18 protein-coding genes and 1 tRNA gene are annotated in these 15,486 nt (G+C 68.2%); 5 read left to right on the plus strand and 14 right to left on the minus strand.

Annotation, left to right across the window (positions count from 1 at the left end; genetic code table 11):
* Window positions 1–182: 182 nt before the first annotated feature.
* From RF701_RS05310 to RF701_RS05320, 3 genes are all read right to left on the minus strand, one after another.
* Complete coding sequence (locus RF701_RS05310) at window positions 183–2,087, minus strand: hypothetical protein (protein ID WP_308814334.1); 1,905 nt, start codon at window positions 2,085–2,087, stop codon at window positions 183–185.
* Between the two features lie 196 nt (window positions 2,088–2,283).
* Window positions 2,284–2,358, minus strand: a tRNA-Gln gene (locus RF701_RS05315).
* A gap of 78 nt (window positions 2,359–2,436) precedes the next feature.
* Complete coding sequence (locus RF701_RS05320) at window positions 2,437–3,531, minus strand: branched-chain amino acid aminotransferase (protein ID WP_308814336.1); 1,095 nt, start codon at window positions 3,529–3,531, stop codon at window positions 2,437–2,439.
* Between the two features lie 63 nt (window positions 3,532–3,594).
* Here RF701_RS05320 and RF701_RS05325 point away from each other — a divergent pair, with 63 nt between their 5' ends.
* Complete coding sequence (locus tag RF701_RS05325; RefSeq protein ID WP_308814337.1) at window positions 3,595–4,086, plus strand: helix-turn-helix domain-containing protein; 492 nt, start codon at window positions 3,595–3,597, stop codon at window positions 4,084–4,086.
* A gap of 207 nt (window positions 4,087–4,293) precedes the next feature.
* Entirely contained in the window at window positions 4,294–5,337 is a 1,044-nt protein-coding gene (locus RF701_RS05330; protein ID WP_308814339.1) for a sulfite exporter TauE/SafE family protein, read from the plus strand.
* Window positions 5,338–5,381: 44 nt separating this feature from the next.
* On the opposite strand, the gene RF701_RS05335 is transcribed toward RF701_RS05330, so the two are convergent.
* The 5 genes from RF701_RS05335 to RF701_RS05355 form a co-directional block, all read right to left on the minus strand.
* A complete protein-coding gene (locus RF701_RS05335; protein ID WP_308814340.1) occupies window positions 5,382–6,206 on the minus strand; it encodes a pyrroline-5-carboxylate reductase dimerization domain-containing protein in 825 nt (274 codons plus the stop codon).
* 4 nt (window positions 6,207–6,210) lie between these two features.
* Entirely contained in the window at window positions 6,211–6,714 is a 504-nt protein-coding gene (locus RF701_RS05340; RefSeq protein WP_210357927.1) for a YbjN domain-containing protein, read from the minus strand.
* A gap of 92 nt (window positions 6,715–6,806) precedes the next feature.
* Window positions 6,807–7,076, minus strand: a complete 270-nt coding sequence (locus tag RF701_RS05345; protein WP_308814341.1) for an accessory factor UbiK family protein — start codon at window positions 7,074–7,076, stop codon at window positions 6,807–6,809.
* Window positions 7,077–7,109: 33 nt separating this feature from the next.
* Window positions 7,110–7,628, minus strand: coding sequence for a TspO/MBR family protein (locus RF701_RS05350; protein WP_203311039.1), 519 nt, complete (start codon window positions 7,626–7,628; stop codon window positions 7,110–7,112).
* 97 nt (window positions 7,629–7,725) lie between these two features.
* Complete coding sequence (locus tag RF701_RS05355; RefSeq protein WP_308814342.1) at window positions 7,726–8,484, minus strand: TlyA family RNA methyltransferase; 759 nt, start codon at window positions 8,482–8,484, stop codon at window positions 7,726–7,728.
* 179 nt (window positions 8,485–8,663) lie between these two features.
* Between RF701_RS05355 and RF701_RS05360 the strand changes: the two genes are divergently transcribed.
* Window positions 8,664–9,335 (plus strand): alpha/beta hydrolase, encoded by a 672-nt coding sequence (locus RF701_RS05360; protein ID WP_308814343.1) that lies wholly within the window; start codon window positions 8,664–8,666, stop codon window positions 9,333–9,335.
* Here the strand turns inward: RF701_RS05360 and RF701_RS05365 are convergent, their stop codons facing one another.
* From RF701_RS05365 to RF701_RS05390, 6 genes are all read right to left on the minus strand, one after another.
* Window positions 9,336–9,746, minus strand: a complete 411-nt coding sequence (locus tag RF701_RS05365) for a PIN domain-containing protein (RefSeq protein ID WP_308814344.1) — start codon at window positions 9,744–9,746, stop codon at window positions 9,336–9,338.
* Window positions 9,743–9,976 carry a hypothetical protein gene (locus RF701_RS05370; protein ID WP_308814345.1) on the minus strand — a complete coding sequence of 78 codons (234 nt, stop codon included), beginning with the start codon at window positions 9,974–9,976 and terminating at the stop codon, window positions 9,743–9,745. Before RF701_RS05370 ends, RF701_RS05365 begins: the two co-directional genes overlap by 4 nt.
* A 233-nt stretch (window positions 9,977–10,209) precedes the next feature.
* On the minus strand, window positions 10,210–12,135 hold the full coding sequence (gene dxs, locus RF701_RS05375; protein WP_308814346.1) for a 1-deoxy-D-xylulose-5-phosphate synthase: 1,926 nt from the start codon (window positions 12,133–12,135) through the stop codon (window positions 10,210–10,212).
* A 53-nt stretch (window positions 12,136–12,188) separates the two neighbouring features.
* Window positions 12,189–12,662, minus strand: coding sequence for a transcriptional repressor (locus RF701_RS05380; RefSeq protein ID WP_308814347.1), 474 nt, complete (start codon window positions 12,660–12,662; stop codon window positions 12,189–12,191).
* A 40-nt stretch (window positions 12,663–12,702) separates the two neighbouring features.
* A complete protein-coding gene (locus RF701_RS05385; RefSeq protein ID WP_308814348.1) occupies window positions 12,703–13,089 on the minus strand; it encodes a MerC domain-containing protein in 387 nt (128 codons plus the stop codon).
* A 41-nt stretch (window positions 13,090–13,130) separates the two neighbouring features.
* Window positions 13,131–14,018 carry a hypothetical protein gene (locus tag RF701_RS05390; RefSeq protein WP_308814349.1) on the minus strand — a complete coding sequence of 296 codons (888 nt, stop codon included), beginning with the start codon at window positions 14,016–14,018 and terminating at the stop codon, window positions 13,131–13,133.
* 60 nt (window positions 14,019–14,078) lie between these two features.
* Between RF701_RS05390 and RF701_RS05395 the strand changes: the two genes are divergently transcribed.
* Complete coding sequence (locus RF701_RS05395; RefSeq protein ID WP_308814350.1) at window positions 14,079–15,128, plus strand: COX15/CtaA family protein; 1,050 nt, start codon at window positions 14,079–14,081, stop codon at window positions 15,126–15,128.
* On the plus strand, window positions 15,125–15,442 hold the full coding sequence (gene cutA / locus RF701_RS05400) for a divalent-cation tolerance protein CutA (protein WP_203310828.1): 318 nt from the start codon (window positions 15,125–15,127) through the stop codon (window positions 15,440–15,442). The genes RF701_RS05395 and cutA overlap by 4 nt, the downstream gene beginning before the upstream one ends.
* Window positions 15,443–15,486: the final 44 nt, after the last annotated feature.

Below are 15,486 nucleotides of genomic sequence, written 5' to 3' on the forward strand. Positions count from 1 at the left end.
AAGCCTTCGGCGCGGAGCAGGCCCCGCTGCGCGGCCGGTGGTGTCATACACCACCGATCCTGCTACCTTATTTCCTCCCTCTTCAGGGCGCAGGCGAGAGCCGGAGCGCGTGCTCCTTCTCACCTGGGTGCGCACCCTCGTTCTTCTGTTCTGCCCAGCCCGCCGGGCTGGCTCGGGGCGCGTCATGCGCGGCCCCCTTTCGCGCGCGTCGGGCGCGCCTGCCGCAGTTTCTGCGGCAGGAGGCGGATGGTCCGCTGGTCTGGCAGATGGCCCGTCACGATCGGGATCTTCGCCACCGTGGCCTTGAGCTTCTCGAGCGAGGCGCGCCCCGGATAGCGGGTCATGCCTTCGCCACCCGTCCCCTTGTGGCCGAGCAGATCGTTGCGGAACTCAATGAAGACCTCTTGGTCCTTCAACTCGTCCGACACGGTATGGCGGGCGGAGTGCATCGCCTGACCGCGCTTCCGGTCGGGCACGCTCGGCGCGATATAGATCCACCACAGCTTGTAGAAGACGTCGCCCAGCTTCCGCTTGGTATCGCCGCCGGGCACGAACTCGGGGAACAGCAGCGTCTCGCCGGCCGCGCGCATCGCCTCGACATAGCGGAGGAAGCCGAGCCGGATCAGCTCATCGGCAATGACGATTACGCGCCGGGCGGACTTGTTCTTGATCCGCCCGGTGATGGTGGGGCGGATCAGCAGATAGTCGATGCCATGCCGCTCCTCGACATCGTCGAGCATGAGCTTGGCCAATTCCTCGCGCCGCGCGCCGGTGTACCAGACGAGCAGCAGCAGATAGAACAGGCCATCGTGGATGACCTTGGGGCCGGTCTTCAGTCGCTCCTCGACGTCGACGCAGCCGGTCCATGGCGGCAGGCGGAAGATCGCCTCACCCTGCTCACGTGTATAGCGCAGCCGCGCCTCGCGTTCGTCCTTGTCGATCGGGGCCGTGAACTCACCAAAGTCGATCGGCTCGGCGATGGCCACTGCCTTGCGCGTGAAGCTGTGGATCTGGCCCAGCTTGTTGAAATGCTTGTTGGCGGTGCCGGTGGACAAGCCGATCTGATCCATGGGCACATCGCCCGTCTCGACCCGATCGGCGAAAACGGCTGCCGCCTGTTCCAGGCTCTGCCCAAGGTCGTGGTCGCCAGCCGCCTTGCCATAGTTGACGGAGAGCTGATCGAACCATTTGTCGAGCTTGACGATGTCCGCCTTGGTAACCCGCCACATCGGCGTGCCGGGCGGCAACGACTTTTGCAGCAGCACGGCAGCCCAGCGAATCTGGCGCAGCGTCTGTTCGCCGACGCTATCCTTCTCGCGCTTGCCGCCCTTGCGATGCTCCAGCAGGCGGGGCGTCGTGGCGATCATCCGCTCCGCTGCCTCGACCGGGGTGCAATGCAGCCAGTCGTCCGGCACCGCTGGCGCGGCACCGACCGGCGCCGGATGAACGCCTGCGACCGGCAAAGGCGACGGCTGCGCCGGTGCAGGCGTGGGCGAACTGCCAGGCGCCACCGTCCCGGGCATTGCCGCACCTCGAAGCTGCGCCTCTGCGGCGGCATAGGCGTCGCGGTAGGCCGGATAAAGGGCTAGCTCCAGCATCCAGCGCAGCCGGTCATCGACCGCGAAACCGGCGGCGGCAAGATGGCGATCGATCTCGTCCTGCCGGATCGGGTCGGCCCCTTGCTCCTCCCGCATGGCGATGATCCTGCGCAGGTCGGCGATCCGCTGCGCGCTCCAGCCCTCCGCCTGCAACTTTCGCTCTTCGGCTGGCAGGAAGGACATGCGACCGCCCTGGTTCTTCAGCCGCTCGAAATAGTCGACGAACGCCAGATTGGCGGCCGAGTGGTTCTCGACGTCGTATGGCGTCGATCGCTGCAGGGTGCAGACCTCCGCCAGCCGCTCCTCGTACATCGCCTTGGCGATCGCCTGGAGCTCCTGCTCGGTGATATCGGTCTTCTGCCTGGCCCGCCTGTCGAGCATCTCCAGCACCCTCGGCGTCACCGCCGTGAGCGCCGCCCCCTTGTTGCGCGCTGCCTTCCGGTCGGTGGTCCGCAGCGACAGCCGGACATCTAGGGTGCCATTATCCAATAAACGGTGAATTCGGCGCCACCAAAAAATATGCCCGCGCCGATATACATGCTGAAGACAGTCCAAAACCGCGGCCTTCCCGGCCAGCGCATTGGCACAATCCGATGCACAATTGTGCAGGTGCCAACGGCCGACCCTGATAGTCAGCCAGCGTCTTCAAACACTTAGCAGCCAATTGGCTGGGATTTCAGGCAGATGGCTGGGGCGGCAGGATTCGAACCTGCGTATGACGGTACCAAAAACCGTTGCCTTACCGCTTGGCGACGCCCCAGCAAGAAGGGCGGCCTTATAGCCGCAGCGGCGGGGTTGGGAAGCCCCGCCGTGCGTCTTTATTGCTGCCGGGCCGGGGTCAGCCGAGCCGCTGCACCCAGCCGTGCGCGTCGGTGCCGCGGCCGCGCTGGATCGCCGTCAGCGCATCGAGCATCCGCTGCGTCGTCTGGCCGGTGCCGCCCGAACCGATCGTGAAGTCGCCGTCCGCGCTCTTGACCTGGCCGATCGGCGTCACGACCGCCGCGGTGCCGCAGGCGAACGCCTCGACCAGCCGCCCGCTCGCCGCATCGGCGCGCCACTGGTCGATCCCGTACAGCTCCTCGCGCACCGTCATGCCCTGGTCGCGGGCGATGCGGATGATCGAATCGCGGGTGATACCGGGCAGGATCGTACCGGTCAGCGGCGGCGTGACGAGACTGCCGTCGTCGAACACGAAGAAGACGTTCATCCCGCCCAGTTCCTCGACCCAACGCCGCTCGACCGCGTCGAGGAACACGACCTGGTCGCATCCCTGTCGGATAGCCTCAGACTGCGCCGCGAGGCTGGCGGCATAATTGCCGCCGCACTTGGCCGCCCCAGTGCCGCCTGGCGCGGCGCGGCTGTAGTCGCGGCTGACCCAGATCGACACGGCGCGTGCCCCGCCCTTCCAATAGGCCCCCACCGACGAGGCGATGACCATGTAGATGTATTCGGCCGACGGCTTGACGCCCAGAAAGGCCTCGCTCGCGATCATGAACGGACGCAGGTACAGCGCGCCGCCGTCGATCGTGGGGATCCAGTCGCGCTCCGTCTCCACCAGCTTCCGGCAGCTTTCGAGGAACAGCGCATCCGGCAGTTCGGGCATCGCCAGCCGGCGCGCAGAATCGCGGAAGCGCCGCGCATTGGCGTCGGCCCGGAACAGCGCGACATCGCCGTCGTCGAGGCGATAGGCCTTCAGCCCCTCGAAGATCTCCTGCGCATAATGCAGCACTGCCGTCGACGGGTCGACCGTGAGCGGCGCGCGCGCGGTGATCTGCGCATCGTGCCAGCCGCGCCCCTCCGTGTAGCGGATCAGCGCCATGTGATCGGTGAAGACGCGCCCGAACCCCGGGTCGACGAGGCGCGCCGTCCGCTCGTTCGCCGCGACGGGCGACGGGTTCGGATCGAAGCGGAAAGCGGGCAGGTCAGCGGACATCATCTCTCTTCTTCAGGCTTTCGGGGTTGCAGTCGCGTACGGGCGGTGGCTAAACCGGTCAACATGGCTGCCCCAGCTCCCTCCTCCGCTTCCGCCCAGTTCCTCCGCGAGCCCGAACTCCGTCGCGGCATGGAGCTTCTGTACTTCGGTCACAGTCACCTCACCCGTTCCGTCGATCAGGGTCTCGCCGCGCAAGGATTGGGCCGGGCCCATCACCGTGCGCTCTATTTCATCGCCCGCAAGCCGGACCTGACGGTCAGCGAGCTGCTGGCGCTGCTGGCGATCACCAAACAATCGCTGGGTCGGGTACTGAACGAGCTCACCGATCGCAAGCTGGTCGAATCGCGGCCCGGCGAGCGCGACCGGCGCCAGCGGCTGCTGCGCCTGACGGATGCGGGCGCGGCGATGGAGGCGGAGCTGTTCGAGGCGGTGCGCACGCGCATGTCCGCCGCCTATCAGGCCGCGGGCCAGGAGGCGGTGTCCGGCTATTGGGCGGTGCTGGAGGGGATGATCCCCGACTCGGATCGTGCCCATGTCGAGGGTCTGCGCGGCTGAGCGCCACGAGCCGCGCGTTGGTCTCAACCCGATCGGCAGTCTGACGCGCACCCCCGTCGCCCCCCTTGGCGCGGTTCCATGCCGTGCCACGACGTATCATAGGGTCTGATCCACGTGCGTGGAAGCGCGACCGGCCGCATTGCAAACGTGTAATGTCCTGTGATCGGCGTTGCGCGCCACCGCGCGGCGTCGCAGGAGCGCGCAGCCATGCAGATAGCGTTTCTCTTCTTCGCCGCCGTCGTCGCCTTCGCGGTCAGCACGATCGCCGGCGGCGGTGCCGGGCTCATGCTCATCCCCGTGCTCGCGCTGCTGCTGCCCGGCGTGGAGGTTCCGGCGGCGCTATCGATCGGCTCCGCGACCAGTTCGTTGTCGCGCATCGCGCTGTTTCGCCGCGCGATCCGCTGGGACATCGTGCGCTGGTTCCTGCCTGCCGCTCTGCCTGCGGCCGCGCTCGGCGCGTGGATGCTGAGCCGCTTCGATCCGATGTACGTGAAGCTGATCCTCGGCCTGTTCCTCGTCGCCAATCTGCCGCTGCTGTTCCTTCCGCCGCGTGGCGGGGCCGAAGCCGGCACAAGCGCCGCACGACCGGCGCTGCTGCTATCGCTGGGCGCCGCGGTGGGTTTGCTGTCCGGCTTCACCGGTGCGGTCGGCGTCGCGTTCAATCGGATCTATTTCCGGCTGCGACTGGAAAAGGCGGAGATCGTGGCGACCCGCGCGATGAACGAAATGCTGCTGCACATCGTCAAGATCGCCCTGTACGCAACCTTCGGCGTGCTGACGACGCGGAGCGTCATCGCCGGGGCTGTCGTCGCGGCCGGCGCGATCGGTGCGTCCTGGGTGATGGCCCGTATCCTGCACCGCATCGACGAGACGCTGTTCCGCCGTGCCAGCACGATGGCGATGGTCGCCGCCGGAACGAGCATGGTCGCGAGCGCCGCCCCGGCGGCGCTGGAACGCCAGAAGGCGGGCGTCGCCCTCACCAGCACCGCGGAAGACCGCGAGCTGCAAGCCTATTGGGGGCGTCATGGCTATGGGCTCGCCTGGTCGGCGCGGAACGGCATCGTGCTGGAGAAGCGGCTGTCGCTCGCGCACCTCAAGCCGCGCTACGCCCGTGCGCTGCCGCCGACCCCGTCCGGCGCGCGGATCGTCGCGATCGAGAAGTTCGCGCAGCTCGATCGCGAGGGGCTGGAGATCCAATACGCGCGCGGCAGCACGCGGTGGGAGACGGTGGTGGTGACCGAGCGGGATTAGCGTCCGATGCTTTTGCGTAAAGGCGGTGAAGGCCGGGACCTCGGCTATTGCGACCGCGCCTGTTGCGCCATCTCGCGATTGCGCCGCGCGGACGCGGCGAGCGTTTCGGCAAGAAGCGAGACCAGTCCGTCGGGACGGTCAAGCACGTCGAGCCCCGCGCGCGTCGATCCGCCGGGGCTGGCGACCCGATCGGCGAGGACATGCGGCGTATCGGGTGAATCCGCCGCCATGATCGCTGCGCCCTCCAGCGTCGCCAACGCGAGCCGCGCCGCCTGATCCCCGGGCAGGCCGAGCGCCGCGCCCGCCTGGGCCAGCGCATCGGCGAAGCGGAAGACGAACCCCGGCCCGCATCCCGCGAGCACGGTGACATCGTCGAACTGATCGGCGCGCGCGATCCACTCCACGAGTCCCAGCGGCCGCATCAACGCTTCCACCGCCGCCCGCGCCGCCGCGTCGGCTCCGTCCGCGTTCAGCGCGACCACGCCCCGCCCGATCGCGACGGGCAGATTGGGCATCGCCCGCACGATCGATCGCGCGCGCGGCATCACGGCGGCAAGCGGGGCATGTTCGACCCCAGCGAGGATCGAGATCAGCACGCGCGGCGCATGGGCGGCGAGCGGGCCATCGCGGAATTGCGCGAGCTGCTGCGGCTTGAACCCCAGCATCACGATGTCGAACGGGGCCGCATCATCGGCATGCGGCACGCTCGTGACGACCGAAACCCCCTGGGGCATCGCCCGCCCGCTCGGACTCACGACAGTGACCAGCGACGCATCCAGTCCCGCATCCAACCAGCGACGCAGCATGGCGCCGCCCATGTTGCCGCAGCCGACCAGCAGCATCCGGCCATCGGGCAGATCGTGGTTCATCGCGTCAGGCTTCGCCCTGGGTCTCGATCAGCGCCGCAGCGAGCGCCTCGCGCGGGGTCTTGCCGCCCCACAGGACGAACTGGAACACGGGATAGAAGCGCTCGCATTCCTCGATCGCCGATTCGACCAGCAGTTCGGCGGCGCCCAGCGACATCGTGCCCTCCTCGTCGCCGTCGATCATCGCTGCGTGGCGATAGAGCAGCACCCCCGACGAGGACCAAAGCTCGAAATGCCCGATCCACAGTTGCTCGTTGACCAGACCGATCGCCTCATAGACCGCCACGCGGCGATCGTCGGTGACCTTGATGTCGGGAAAAGCGAGAAACTGCAGGACGCTGTCGTCCTCGCGCCAGAGCGCCCGCAGTTCGTAGGTGGTCCAGCTGCCCTTAACCGTGGCGACGATCTCGTCGTCGTGCCGTTCGTGTTCCCAGCCATGCGCGGCATAATAAGCCTCGAGCATGTCGATCGGGGCGGCGGCGTCCTGGTCGTGGTCGGCGTGGTCGAGCATGGCCATTGCTCCTTATCGCACGAAGAGGCTGCCGCGGCAAAACCGCGACGGCAACCCCGGTCGATAAGGTTGCGGATAAAACTGTGGAAAAGTCAGGCGTCGGTTCCCGTCGCGCCCGACGCCTGCTTCGCCTCGAGCGCGTCGAGCCGCGCCTTGAGCGCGTCGGCCTCGTCGCGCGCGGCGATCGCGATCGCCTTCACCGCATCGAATTCGTCACGGCTCACGAAATCTAAGCCGCCGATCCACTCGCGCGCCCGCGCGCGGGCGTTCGACTCCGCCTCCCGGCCGACACCGGCGAGCGTGCCGGCGGCGCCGTTCACGAACTTGACGACATCATCGAACAGGCGGTTTTCGGTCTGCATGCTGGGTTCCGGTACGAATGGGGAAAAGCGTCTTCACAGCATCTGGGACGTGTGCGCCGCCGGCGCAAGGGTTCCGGCATCCGGGTTCAGCTGGCCGATCCGCCAGGTGAGCACCCCGGCAAAGCTGATCCAGACCAGATAGGGCAGGAGCAGCCATGCCGCCGTGACGCGGATGCGCGAGAAAGCGATGGTGGTGGCGATCGCCGCGACCAGCATCAGCACGATGACGAGCAGGGCCGCACCGATCTGGTGCATGCCGAAGAACAGCGGCGTCCAGATCAGGTTGAGCGCGAACTGCACGACGAACAGCCCGATCGCGAGCGGCCGACCGCGCGCGCCGCGCGCGTGGAGGATCATTGCGAGCGCGAAACCCATCAGAATGTACAGCGTGGTCCAGGCGACGGGAAAGACCCAGCCGGGCGGCGTCAGCGCGGGCTTCGCGAGCGCCACGTACCAGCCATTCTCCATCCCCGAAGGCACCGCCCGCCCCGATGCGAAGCCGAGCAGCAGGATCAGCGGCACCGTCACCGCCGCCCAGCGCAGGAACGACATTCGAAGTTGATCCTTGGATGCGACGACGTTCACGCGATGCTCCATCCCTTCCGGTCGGCGTCCTGTGCCCTGCGCCGCAGCATCCGTAAAGCGTCCGCTATGAAGATCGTTCCGAAAGCGGTCCGATCCGCCGCGCAGCGACCAGAAATTCCACGTTTCCTTCCGGCCCGGTTATCGGACTGGGCACCACGCCATCGACCGACCACCCTGCCCCGGACAGCCAGTCGGCGACCGCCGCGCACACCCGCGCGTGAACGGCCGGATCGCGGACGACACCGCCCTTTCCGACCTCCTCGCGGCCAGCCTCGAACTGCGGCTTGATCAGCGCGAGCAGCCGTCCGCCGTCGCGAACGAAGGACAAGGGACGTTCCAGCACCTTGGCGAGACCGATGAAGCTCGCGTCGCAAACGACGAGGTCGATCGGCTCCGGCACATGCGCGTCGGTCAGGATGCGGGCGCTGGTCTGTTCGTGGACGACGACGCGGGGGTCCTGACGCAGCTTCCACGCCAGCTGGTTCGTGCCGCTGTCGACGGCATAGACGCGCGCCGCGCCGCGGGCCAGCAGCACGTCGGTGAAGCCGCCCGTCGACGATCCGACATCGATCGCGACCGCGTCCGCCACGTCCCACCCGAAATGGTCGAGACCGTGCGCGAGCTTGATGCCGCCGCGCGACACCCAGGGATGGTCGCGACCGCGCACGTCGATCGCCGCATCCGGAGCGAGCGCCTGTCCCGGCTTGTCGACCTTGCGATCGCCGACGAAGACGAGGCCGGCCATGATCAGCGCCTGCGCGCGCGTGCGCGATTCGGCGAGGCCGCGATCGACGAGAAGCTGGTCCGCACGGGTCTTTGCCATGCCGCCCGATAGCCGCTCCCCGCGGCCGCATCCACCCGGCGCGAACGGCCCTCCGCTCGGCGCTTCGCTATTGTCCATCGGAATAGTGGGTATAACTTGACCGTTGGTGGGGGCGTGCCGGACGGCGTCGCTCGAGACTACAGGCCGGACATGCCCTTTCGTATTGGAGGGAGATGGCAATGACTGGTTTCGCGACGTTCGAATCCGCTGGCCCGACAATCCTGACCGTGCCGGGCCTCGGCGGATCGGGTCCCTCGCACTGGCAGACTCTGTGGGAAGAAGCGCGGCCGGATACGATCCGCGTCGAGCTCGGCATGTGGAACACGCCGCACCGCAACGCCTGGGTCACCAAATTGGACCAGGCGATCCGCGCCGCGGAGGCGCCGGTGATCCTTGCCGCGCACAGCCTCGGCTGCCTCGCGGTGGCGTGGTGGGCGGAGCTGAGCCCGCAGCCCTACGGATGGCCGGTGGCCGGCGCGCTGCTCGTCGCCCCGGCGGACGTCGACCGGCCCGACGCGCCGGAGGCGCTGAAGGGCTTCGCCCCCTCGCCGCGCACGCCGCTGCCCTTCCCGTCGATCCTCGTCGCCTCGCGCGACGATCCGTGGATCACGATCGACCGCGCGCACAGCCTGGCAGCCAATTGGGGCAGCCATTTCGTCGACGCCGGGCCGCAGGGGCATATCAATGCCGCAAGCGGCCTGGGCTGGTGGCGCGAGGGGCAGGACCTGCTCGACCGCGTCATCGCCGCCAGCAGCGACGGCCGCGGCCACGCCCGCAGCCCGGGAGACGCCCGCGCCGTCCTGGCCATCAACGCCACCGACGCGGCACAGGCGCATTATCTGGGGCGGTGATTATCCACGAACGGGCGCGAACGGATTGACGATGCGAAGCCGCCCATCGACCGTCAATCCGTCGTGCATATCCTCAGAATAGAGCTTATCGCACCCCGCGGTCAGGGCAGCGGCGGCGATCATCGCATCGTAGATCGACAAAGAGTATTGCTCGGCGAGGCGCAGGCCAAGGCGGTGAAGGTCGGGCGTCAGCGCCACGATCGCCGGGCACCGAAAGGTCACAGCCTCTATCGCGCGTGCGACCTGATCCCATGTCCACAGCCGCTTGCGGCGAAGGACGTTGGCAAGCTCGTTCAGCGACTGCACGCTGATTGCACCGCCATCCTCCAGCAACCGCGACGCAATGCCGCTCCGCGAATCCTCGTCGAGTGCGTAGACCAGGATATTCGTATCCAAGAAAACGCGGGTCACCGCGCGTTGGCTTCCTCGCGATCGAACTTATAGCCTGCGGGCAACGGATTATGGCGGGAAAGCTTGCGGATCGTGTCCATTGCCCATTCGCGCTGCTCGTCTGACACGTCGATGGTGACGATGGGAGGCTTGACGACCTGCACTTCGTCTCCCTCATGCAGCCCGAGCGCCATAACGACATCGTCAGGAACCTGTATGACGTAGCCCTCAGGGGATCGGGTGAGCTTCATACGGCGCAGCCTATCACAGGATCGACGCCCACGCGAGCCATCGGCCCGGTCCGAACCGCTACCGGGGGGCTCAGCGCCCCCCCCCAATTAGTCGCCGTCGTTCGCACGCGATTGTGCGTTCTCCACCCGCCCCCTCATGGTTGCGGCCTTGACCATACGGTACAACCGCGCATTGACCGCGATCACCACGACGACAGCCAGGCCGATGAGGATTGCGGCCCGGACCGATCCACTCACGCCCGCGCGCCCTCGGGCACCGCGGCGCTGTTGTGGCGCAGCGCCTTCAGCACCGTCTCGACGATATGATCGGCATCGAGCCCGGCCTCGGCATATTGCACCTCCGGCTTGTCCTGATCCTGGAAGACGTCGGGAAGGCGCATCGTGCGCAAGCGCAGGCCCGCGTCGATCAACCCCTCGTCGCTCGCCAGCGTGAGCACATGGGCGCCCAGGCCACCAACGGCATTTTCCTCGATCGTCACCGCGACCTCGTGCGTGGTGAGCAGGCGCCGGATCAGCGCCTCGTCGAGCGGCTTGGCGAAGCGCAGGTCGGCGACGCTGGTCGACAGCCCCTTCGCCTCCAGCACGTCCGCGGCCTTGAGCGCCTCGGCCAGCCGCGTGCCCAGCGACAGGATGGCGACCGTCTTGCCTTCGCGTACCAGCCGGCCCTTGCCGATCTCCAGACGCTGCGGCGTCTCGGGCAGCGACACGCCGGTGCCGTTGCCGCGCGGATAGCGCACCGCGATCGGGCCGCTGTCGTGCAGCGCGGCCGTATGCGTCATGTGCACCAGTTCCGCCTCGTCCGCCGCCGCCATCACGACGAAATTCGGCAGCGTCGCCAGATAGGTGACGTCGAAGCTGCCGGCATGCGTCGCGCCGTCGGCACCGACCAGACCCGCGCGATCGATCGCGAAGCGCACGGGCAGGTTCTGGATCGCGACATCGTGGACGACCTGGTCGTAGGCCCGCTGCAGGAAGGTCGAATAGATCGCGCAGAACGGCCGCATCCCCTGCGCGGCGAGTCCCGCGGCGAAGGTCACCGCATGCTGCTCGGCGATGCCGACGTCGAACGTCCGATCGGGGAAGGCCTTCGCGAACCGGTCGACGCCGGTACCGGACGGCATCGCCGCGGTGATCGCGACGATCGTCGGGTCACGTTGCCCCTCCTTGACCAGCTGGTCGCCGAACACGTTCTGATAGGCGGGAGGGCCAGGAGGCGCCTTCGCCTGCGCGCCGGTGATCACGTCGAACTTCTGGACACCGTGATATTTGTCCGCCGCCGCCTCGGCCGGGGCGTAGCCCTTGCCCTTCTTGGTGACGACATGGACCAGGATCGGGCCTTCCTCCGCATCGCGCACGTTCTCGAGCACGGGAATGAGATGCTCGAGATTGTGGCCGTCGATCGGCCCGACATAGTAGAAGCCGAGTTCCTCGAACAACGTGCCGCCCATCGTCATGCCGCGGGCATATTCGTCGGTCTTGCGCGCGGCCTTGTGCAACGGGCGCGGCAGGCGGCGGGCGAGGCGCTTCAGCACCTCGCGCACGCCCAGGAATTCGCGGCTCGACACCATGCGTGACAGATAGGCCGACAGCCCCCCGACCGGCGGCGCGATCGACATGTCGTTGTCGTTCAGGATGACGACCAGCCGGTTGCCGGCGGCCTCCGCGTTGTTCATCGCCTCATAGGCCATGCCCGCGGACATCGAACCGTCGCCGATCACCGCGACCGCCTTCGATGGCGAGCCGGAGAGGCGATTGGCGGTGGCGAAGCCCAGCGCCGCCGAAATCGACGTGGAGCTGTGCGCCGCGCCGAACGGATCATATTCGCTTTCGGTCCGCTTGGTGAAACCGGACAGGCCGCCGCCCTGGCGCAGCGTGCGGATGCGGTCGCGCCGCCCGGTCAGGATCTTGTGCGGATAGCATTGATGGCCGACGTCCCAGATCAGCCGATCGGTCGGCGTGTCGAAGACATAGTGGATCGCCACGGTCAGCTCGACGACGCCCAGTCCCGAACCCAGGTGCCCGCCGGTGGTGCCTACGGCCGATATCGTCTCCGCGCGCAGCTCGTCGGCGAGCTGGCGCAACTGCTCCGGCTTGAGCTTGCGCAGGTCGTCCGGGGTCTTGACGGTGTCGAGCAACGGCGTGGCGGGAAGGTCAGACATCCGAACCGCTTACCCCTTCCGATCCGAGGTGTCGATTGCCGGTCTGATCCTGGTCAATGCTTGGCCGCGACGCAGTCGGCGCAATCGCCGCGCACCTCGACCACCGGCCGAATGGCCCTGAAACCCGCGGCTTGCGCGGCTTCGCGCACGCCCTGGGTCAACGGATCATTGTCGAGGTGCACGATCTGCCCACAGGAATCGCATACCAGGAAGATGCAATCGTGCAGGCAATCCGGATGCGCGTTCGCGACATAGGCATTGGCGCTCTCGACCTTACGCGCCAGGTTGGCGGCGACGAAGACGTCGAGGATGCGGTACACGCTGTTCGCAGCCACCCGGCGTCCCTGCGCCTGCGACACCGCCTCCGCGAGGTCGTAGGCGGAGGCAGGCTTGGCGAATCCCGCGAGCGCATCGAACACGGCGGCGCGCATCTGCGTCCACTGTTCGCCCGCCCGCTCCAGCGTCGCCTGCGCGACCTCGGTCAGTTCATCGCCCTGCGGTTCGTGATGCTTGTGCGCCTGCGCCATGATCTGGATTTAGGATGCCGCCCGCGCGCGGGCAAGCGGATCAGGCGGTGGCGCGCCGGTTGAGATCGTGGCCGAAGGCGAGCAGGCCGACGCCGACGACGGTCCACAGCGTCTCCGCGCCGCCGCCGGCGTCGTGCGGCAGGCTCATCGCGCCCGCCATGATGCCGAGGCCGAGCGCACCCATCGCCGCGGGCATGACATAGCCATGTTCGAGGATCCCCCGTCCCAGGGCGAAGGCGCCGAGCAGGATCGCGAACGCGAGCCCGACCTCGTGGAAGATCGGGTTGAGCAGCATCGCGCCCGCCGCGGACAGCATCGCGAGCAGCACCGCGCTGGCGACGCAATGGACCACGCACAGCCCCGACAGGCCGATCGCGAGGCGATCGAGCCCCGGCCACCACCGGCGCGAGGGAATCGTGGTCGTCATAACGCGTCGTCATCTAGGCGCATCGGGGGCGCGTTACAACATCACATGTTGCCTTTCGGCGCCGCCTTGCCGGTCGCATCCCGCTCGCGGAGCCGGGCCGCGTCGTCGGACAGGGGCGGCGTGGCGCATCGAGCGCGGTCCGCCACGCTCATCGTCGGAGGCGGCGTGGCGCAGACGAAGCGCGCCTGCGGAATGGGGATGAGGTCGAGCGGCTCGAGACTGGGATCGCGGCGCGCGATGACCGGCCCCATCTTCGCGAGGAAGGCCGCGTTACCCGGATCGGCGTCGCCGGTCGCGGCCAGCGCGGTACGCCGCATCGCTTCCGCCGCGTCGAACCGTCCGAGTTCACGCAGCGCGTTGGCGGCGCGCATGTCGACCCAGCTGCGCGCCTTCGCCGGCACATCCGCCGGCAGCTTGCGCGCGAGGCGCACGAATTCCTCCTGATAGGCCCGTGCCTTGGCCAGGCGCGCCGGCGTCTGCGACGCAGAGAGCATGCCGCCCTTCACCTCCCAGGTGGCGCACAGCAGCAGCCACAGCACGTCGTCCGCCGGCCGGCCTAGCTTCGCCGCGAGCCAATAGGCACGATAATAAGGCGTATCGCCCGCCGCCAGCAGATCGCGATAGCCGGGACTGGCGATCAGGGCCGGCAACCGCGCGGTCTCGCCGGGCGTGAAGGCATCGAACATCACCAGCCTGTTGCCGGGGCACTCGGGCAGCGGGAGCGGGAACGGCAGGTAACTATACGGTCGCCCGTCGGGACGCTGGCCGAACGTGCTGTACATCGTCGGCCGCCACGCGCTGAACGTCTCGCCGCCGACCGCGCAGGTCATCGTGGCGGGGCCGCCATGCAGCGGCGGCAAGGGCGGCTGCGGCGCCGCAGCAGGGGGCGACGCCGCTTGCGCGAGCGTCGCGAGCAACAGGCCGAGCATCCGCGTCTCCTCGATGACGATCCGCTTGGCGCGGCATGCGCCAGGGTGTAACGCCCTGGCATGTTGCAGCCAAGCGCCGCCTTCCTCTCGCGTGCCCGGCCACGCGCCCTCTCCCGCTGGTTGTTCGCCGTCGCCGGCCTCATCGTCGCGATGGTCGTCGTCGGCGGCATCACGCGCCTGACCGAGTCGGGCCTGTCGATCACCCAGTGGAAGCCGATCAGCGGCATCATCCCGCCGCTGACCCAGGCACAATGGCAGGCCGAATTCGACGGCTACAAACGCATTCCGGAATATGCCGCGTTCAATCAGGGCATGACGCTCGCCGGGTTCAAGGCGATCTTCTTCTGGGAATATGTCCATCGCCTGCTCGGTCGCGTGATCGGCATGGCGTTCGCGCTGCCGCTGCTGTGGTTCGCGGTGCGCCGGCGCATCCCGTCGGGCTATGGCTGGCGGCTCGTCGCCATACTCGCGCTCGGCGGATTCCAGGGCGCGATCGGCTGGTGGATGGTGGCGAGCGGCCTGTCGGTGCGTACCGACGTCAGCCATGTGCGTCTCGCCGTCCACCTGCTGACCGCGCTGACGATCCTGGCGGGTATCGTCTGGACGGCGCTCGACCTGTACGCGCTGCACCGCGACCCCCTCGCCCGCCCCGCCCGTCTGACCCGCGTCGGCGCGATCGCGCTGGGGATATTGTTCGTGCAGATCTGCTGGGGCGCCTTCACCGCCGGGCTGGACGCGGGCTATGCCTTCGCCAGCTGGCCGCTGATGGGCGACAGCCTGTTCCCGGCCGGCGTGCCGATGCTGGCGCCGGAATGGCGCAATGCGGTGGACAATCCGGTGGTCGTCCAGTTCATCCACCGCTGGTGGGCCTTCGCCGCCGCCGCGGCGCTGACCGTCCTTGCGGTCCGGGCGACGCGGGCGGGATCGCGCGCCGGCTTCCTCGTCGTCGCGCTGGTGGTGGCGCAGATCATCCTCGGCATCGCGACGCTGGCGAGCGGCGTGCAGATCGTCGTCGCGGTCGCACATCAGGCGAACGCCGCGCTGCTGCTGATCGCCTCGGTCTGCGCGGCGCATGCGGTCGGCCGTGGCGCGATGCGCGCCGCGGCATGAACGCCATCGCGCTCGTCCAGGCGACCTTTCCGGACGAGGAGGAGGCGCGCGCCATCGGCGGGCGGCTGGTGGAGGAGCGACTCGTCGCCTGCGCCAACGTATTGGGACCGTGCCTGTCGGTCTATCGCTGGGAGGGCGCGGTCGAAAGCGGCGCGGAGGCCATCGCGCAGTTCAAGACGCTGCCGCAGCGGGTGGAGGCGGTCGTCGCGCGGATCGCGGAGCTGCACAGCTATACCTTGCCCGCCATCGAGCATTGGACCGTCCAGACGAACGAGGCGGGCGCCGCCTGGGTGCGGGACTGCCTGACGGGGTGATGAATCGACCACTCCGGTGGGGCCGGCCAGACGTCATGGTATTA

Origin of the sequence: Sphingomonas sp. GV3, from assembly GCF_031082075.1 — a bacterium.
In the GTDB taxonomy this organism is placed as follows: Bacteria; Pseudomonadota; Alphaproteobacteria; order Sphingomonadales; family Sphingomonadaceae; genus Sphingomonas; species Sphingomonas beigongshangi.